Source organism: Escherichia sp. WS33 (assembly GCF_046486385.1).
Lineage (GTDB): Bacteria > Pseudomonadota > Gammaproteobacteria > Enterobacterales > Enterobacteriaceae > ECMA0423.
Map to the genome: position 1 here is coordinate 1 of NZ_JBJQLJ010000062.1, position 4,664 is coordinate 4,664.

At 48.6% G+C, this 4,664-nt stretch carries 6 protein-coding genes and 2 pseudogenes; 6 read left to right on the forward strand and 2 right to left on the reverse strand.

Going from position 1 to position 4,664, the window contains the following annotated elements:
- On the reverse strand, positions 1-70 hold a 70-nt coding region (locus tag ACJHXA_RS23445), incomplete at its 3' end, for an IS1 family transposase (RefSeq protein WP_001680836.1).
- A 355-nt stretch (positions 71-425) separates the two neighbouring features.
- On the opposite strand from ACJHXA_RS23445, the gene sitA reads away from it, so the two are divergent.
- The 4 genes from sitA to sitD are packed head-to-tail and all read left to right on the forward strand — an operon-like array spanning position 426 to position 3,875.
- Positions 426-1,340 carry an iron/manganese ABC transporter substrate-binding protein SitA gene (gene sitA / locus ACJHXA_RS23450; protein ID WP_000949004.1) on the forward strand — a complete coding sequence of 305 codons (915 nt, stop codon included), beginning with the start codon at positions 426-428 and terminating at the stop codon, positions 1,338-1,340.
- Positions 1,340-2,167, forward strand: a complete 828-nt coding sequence (gene sitB / locus ACJHXA_RS23455; protein ID WP_000983710.1) for an iron/manganese ABC transporter ATP-binding protein SitB — start codon at positions 1,340-1,342, stop codon at positions 2,165-2,167. The genes sitA and sitB overlap by 1 nt, the downstream gene beginning before the upstream one ends.
- Positions 2,164-3,021: an iron/manganese ABC transporter permease subunit SitC gene (sitC, locus tag ACJHXA_RS23460; RefSeq protein ID WP_000992806.1), complete on the forward strand. Its 858-nt coding sequence runs from the start codon at positions 2,164-2,166 to the stop codon at positions 3,019-3,021. The genes sitB and sitC overlap by 4 nt, the downstream gene beginning before the upstream one ends.
- Positions 3,018-3,875 carry an iron/manganese ABC transporter permease subunit SitD gene (gene sitD / locus ACJHXA_RS23465; protein ID WP_000968140.1) on the forward strand — a complete coding sequence of 286 codons (858 nt, stop codon included), beginning with the start codon at positions 3,018-3,020 and terminating at the stop codon, positions 3,873-3,875. Before sitC ends, sitD begins: the two co-directional genes overlap by 4 nt.
- A 233-nt stretch (positions 3,876-4,108) precedes the next feature.
- On the opposite strand, the pseudogene ACJHXA_RS23470 reads toward sitD, so the two are convergent.
- Positions 4,109-4,357: pseudogene (locus ACJHXA_RS23470) on the reverse strand (Tn3 family transposase); the annotation flags it as partial.
- 6 nt (positions 4,358-4,363) lie between these two features.
- Between ACJHXA_RS23470 and ACJHXA_RS23475 the strand changes: the two are divergent.
- Both ACJHXA_RS23475 and ACJHXA_RS23480 read left to right on the forward strand, forming a co-directional pair.
- Positions 4,364-4,495, forward strand: a pseudogene (locus ACJHXA_RS23475) (phosphopyruvate hydratase); the annotation flags it as partial.
- 98 nt (positions 4,496-4,593) lie between these two features.
- Positions 4,594-4,664 (forward strand): IS1 family transposase (locus tag ACJHXA_RS23480; protein WP_001568368.1); only part of this gene is annotated, 71 nt, incomplete at its 3' end.

The window sequence follows — 4,664 nt, forward strand, 5'->3', positions numbered from 1 at the left end:
TGCTTTTGCCGTTACGCACCACCCCGTCAGTAGCTGAACAGGAGGGACAGCTGATAGAAACAGAAGCCACTGGAGCACCTCAAAAACACCATCATACACTAAATCAGTAAGTTGGCAGCATCACCGATCCCTTCATTTAGTGACTGCCCCTGGGTTTTTCATGCTCTCCTGCGTCCTAGAGAACTTGCCAATAACCTACATTATTTTTGCTTTGCCATTACCAATCGTCCTGAACAAGTTCATTTTAAAGCCAAAGCGCTGCCCAACTTTTATCCTCAATACCACATCGTCAGCATGAAATAACCTAATCCCTGTGTTGGGATCTTATAATCGCTAATGATAATTATTTACATTTTATAGCTTCTGCTATAAAACATAGTAGTTGCTATGTTTATTCTAATTTTGCTCACTATAGGTACTAAATCATGCTCTCAATAAAAAAAGTAACCATGCTCTTGGGGTGCCTAGTCCTCACCTGCTCGATAGCATTTCAGGCGAGTGCAGCTGAAAAATTCAAGGTCATTACAACTTTTACCATCATCGCAGATATGGCCAAAAACGTGGCTGGAGATGCTGCAGAAGTCTCATCCATAACCAAGCCTGGTGCAGAAATTCATGAGTATCAGCCTACCCCTGGCGATATTAAACGTGCGCAGGGGGCACAACTGATTCTCGCCAATGGTATGAATCTGGAATTGTGGTTCCAACGCTTTTACCAGCATCTCAATGGGGTTCCAGAAGTAATTGTCTCTTCGGGTGTGACGCCAGTAGGGATCACCGAAGGGCCCTATGAGGGCAAACCTAACCCCCATGCCTGGATGTCGCCAGATAATGCTCTGATTTACGTCGATAATATTCGTGATGCGTTTATAAAATACGATCCGGCAAATGCACAAACCTACCAACGTAATGCCGATACTTATAAAGCCAAGATTACCCAAACCCTTGCCCCCCTGCGTAAGCAGATTGCGGAACTCCCTGAGAATCAGCGATGGATGGTCACCAGTGAAGGGGCTTTTTCTTATCTCGCACGCGATTTGGGGCTAAAAGAGCTTTATCTGTGGCCGATTAATGCCGATCAACAAGGAACACCGCAGCAGGTACGTAAGGTTGTTGATATAGTTAAGAAAAATCATATCCCGGCAGTCTTTAGCGAGAGTACGATTTCCGATAAACCAGCGCGTCAGGTTGCGCGTGAAACCGGCGCGCACTACGGTGGTGTGCTCTATGTCGATTCCCTGAGCACAGAAAACGGCCCGGTACCTACGTATATCGACCTTCTGAAGGTTACTACCAGTACGCTGGTACAGGGAATTAAAGCCGGAAAAAGGGAGAAATAATGATGCAATCTGCAGGCATTGTCGTTAATGATGTTACTGTCACCTGGCGTAACGGGCACACAGCACTGCGCGATGCATCCTTCACAGTACCAGGCGGATCTATTGCCGCTCTGGTTGGGGTAAACGGTTCCGGAAAATCGACGTTGTTTAAAGCGATTATGGGATTTGTGCGTCTGACCAGCGGGAAGATATCTGTTCTGGGTATTCCCACACGACAGGCGCTACAGAAAAACCTGGTTGCCTACGTCCCTCAGTCAGAAGAGGTTGACTGGTCATTTCCTGTACTGGTGGAAGATGTGGTGATGATGGGCCGCTATGGGCATATGGGTATGTTGCGTATCGCCAAAAAGAGGGATCGTCAGATTGTCACCGATGCGCTGGAACGTGTCGATATGGTGGATTTTCGCCATCGACAAATCGGCGAGCTTTCCGGTGGACAAAAGAAACGCGTCTTTCTGGCGAGAGCGATTGCACAGCAGGGTGATGTGATCCTGCTGGATGAACCTTTTACCGGCGTTGATGTGAAAACCGAAGCGAAAATCATCAGCCTGTTGAGGGAGTTACGCGCGGAAGGCAAAACGATGCTTGTCTCAACGCACAATCTCGGATCCGTCACGACATTTTGCGATTATACGGTCATGGTCAAAGGCACCGTCCTGGCAAGCGGGCCGACAGACACCACTTTTACAGCCGAGAACCTGGAGCTGGCTTTTAGCGGCGTACTGCGCCATGTCACACTTAACGGCTCGGAAGAAAGCATTATTACTGACGATGAACGCCCTTTTGTGGCACATCGACCGTCAGCGGTGCAGAGGGAAGAAAGATGAACGCGCTACTGGAACCCTTCAGCTATGAATATATGCTCAATGCGATGTGGGTCTCGGCGATGGTCGGCGGTCTCTGCGCTTTCCTGTCATGCTATCTGATGCTAAAAGGCTGGTCGCTGATTGGCGATGCGCTGTCGCACTCTATTGTCCCGGGTGTTGCGGGGGCATATATGCTGGGGCTTCCGTTTTCTCTGGGAGCCTTCTTTTCCGGCGGACTGGCAGCGGGCAGCATGCTGTTTCTTAACCAACTCACTCGCTTAAAAGAAGATGCCATCATCGGCCTGATCTTCTCGTCCTTTTTTGGCCTGGGGCTGTTTATGGTGTCATTGAACCCGACATCCGTGAACATTCAGACCATCGTCCTGGGCAATATTCTGGCAATCGATCCGGCGGATATCCTGCAACTCACTATCATTGGCATTCTCTCGATCATCGTGCTTTTTTTCAAATGGAAAGATCTTATGGTGACCTTTTTCGACGAGAATCACGCCCGTGCTATTGGATTGCATCCGGGCAGATTAAAAATCCTCTTCTTCACCCTGCTGTCGGTTTCGACCGTTGCGGCGCTGCAAACGGTTGGTGCCTTTCTGGTGATCTGTCTGGTGGTGACTCCCGGTGCAACAGCATGGTTGTTAACCGATCGTTTTCCCCGCCTGCTCATGATTGCTGTAACTATTGGCAGTGTGACCAGTTTCCTCGGCGCGTGGGTCAGTTACTTTCTGGACGGCGCGACAGGTGGAATCATCGTGGTGGCGCAGACACTGCTGTTTCTTTTAGCATTTGTCTTTGCGCCCACCCATGGGCTTTTGGCAAATCGTCGGCGTGCGCATAAAGCGCTGGAGGATCGCTCATGATGGCATTATTACTGGAGCCACTGCAGTTCACCTTTATGAGTCACGCACTGCTGATTTCACTGGTAGTTTCCATACCCTGTGCGCTGCTGTCGGTCTTTCTGGTCCTGAAAAGTTGGGCACTGATGGGTGACGCGATGAGTCATGCGGTTTTTCCTGGCATCGTGCTTGCCTGGATTCTGGGGTTACCTCTGGCTACAGGGGCATTCGTCGCCGGAGTATTCTGTGCGGTGGCGACGGGATACCTGAAAGACAACAGCCGAATCAAGCAAGATACAGTGATGGGGATTGTTTTTTCTGGCATGTTTGCCGCAGGTCTGATCTTGTATATTGCAGTCAAACCAGACGTACATCTTGATCATATTCTTTTCGGCGACATGCTCGGGATAACCATCGGCGATATAATCCAGACGGTGATTATTGCCGGACTGGTTACACTTGTTATTAGCGTAAAATGGCGGGATTTTTTGCTGTTCAGCTTTGATTATCAACAGGCGCAGGCAAGCGGTTTGCATACGAGATGGCTGCATTATGGGCTGCTGTGCATGGTCTCCCTGACCATTGTGGCGACGCTGAAAGCGGTAGGTATCATTCTCTCTATTTCTCTTCTCATTGCGCCTGGTGCCATTGCGGTACTCCTGACACAACGCTTTCATATTGCGCTCCTGCTGGCAACTGGCATATCGATATTGGTCTCAATGACTGGTGTCTGGCTGTCCTTTTTTATCGACAGCGCGTCAGCTCCGACAATTGTTGTCTTATTCGCGGTCATGTTCATCATGACGTTTACCGTTACCAGCATCAACGCACGCACAAAGGAAAATGCCGAACCACGGGATTTGTTATCATCCGATTAGCAGAACACTCGGCCAGCAACATCCGCTTATTGGCGATGCGCTTGAACGAATAATGCACAGACTTATGATTCTGATAAGTTTTGTTGCCAGAGAGTTGCTGCGGACTGGATAGCAAGTAATGTCGATTCTCAGGGGTAGCAAACAGCGCAGTAAAATGAGGGAAGTAGTGGCAAAACATAGAGAAAATTGGGGGGCGAGGGCCAGTGATGTAAAAAACCACGCTAAGAGTTTAATTAATTGTTTGTATTGAAGTTTAATGATCTTAACTCACCCTTAAGAATATCTTCCGGTAACGAAGACGTATAATGCCCCAGCATATTTATATGGCTATGTATCAGCAGCGATAATCTTGCCGGATGCTACTCCTCAGGAGTTTCTCCCGATTTGCGAAGATGTGACAACGCCTCCTGCATGTAAAGTGTGTTTCACAGCACAACCGCATTGGTCACCAGCCCCAGAGCACCTAGTTGATCTTCCTGCCCTTAACGGTAGCTGAAGATGACTGGGCTGGATGGAAAATCCTGCATGGTGCATTGGGAGAGCAGATAGAATTGGTTGGCGACGATCTGTTTGTGACCAACGTAAAGTATATTCAGCGCGGCATTGACGAAAACCTTGCAATCCTTTGTGTATCATTAAAATCTTTGTAGTAATCAGATTCCTGGTGATGCTGCCAACTTACTGATTTAGTGTATGATGGTGTTTTTGAGGTGCTCCAGTGGCTTCTGTTTCTATCAGCTGTCCCTCCTGTTCAGCTACTGACGGAGTGGTGCGTAACGGCAAAAGCAC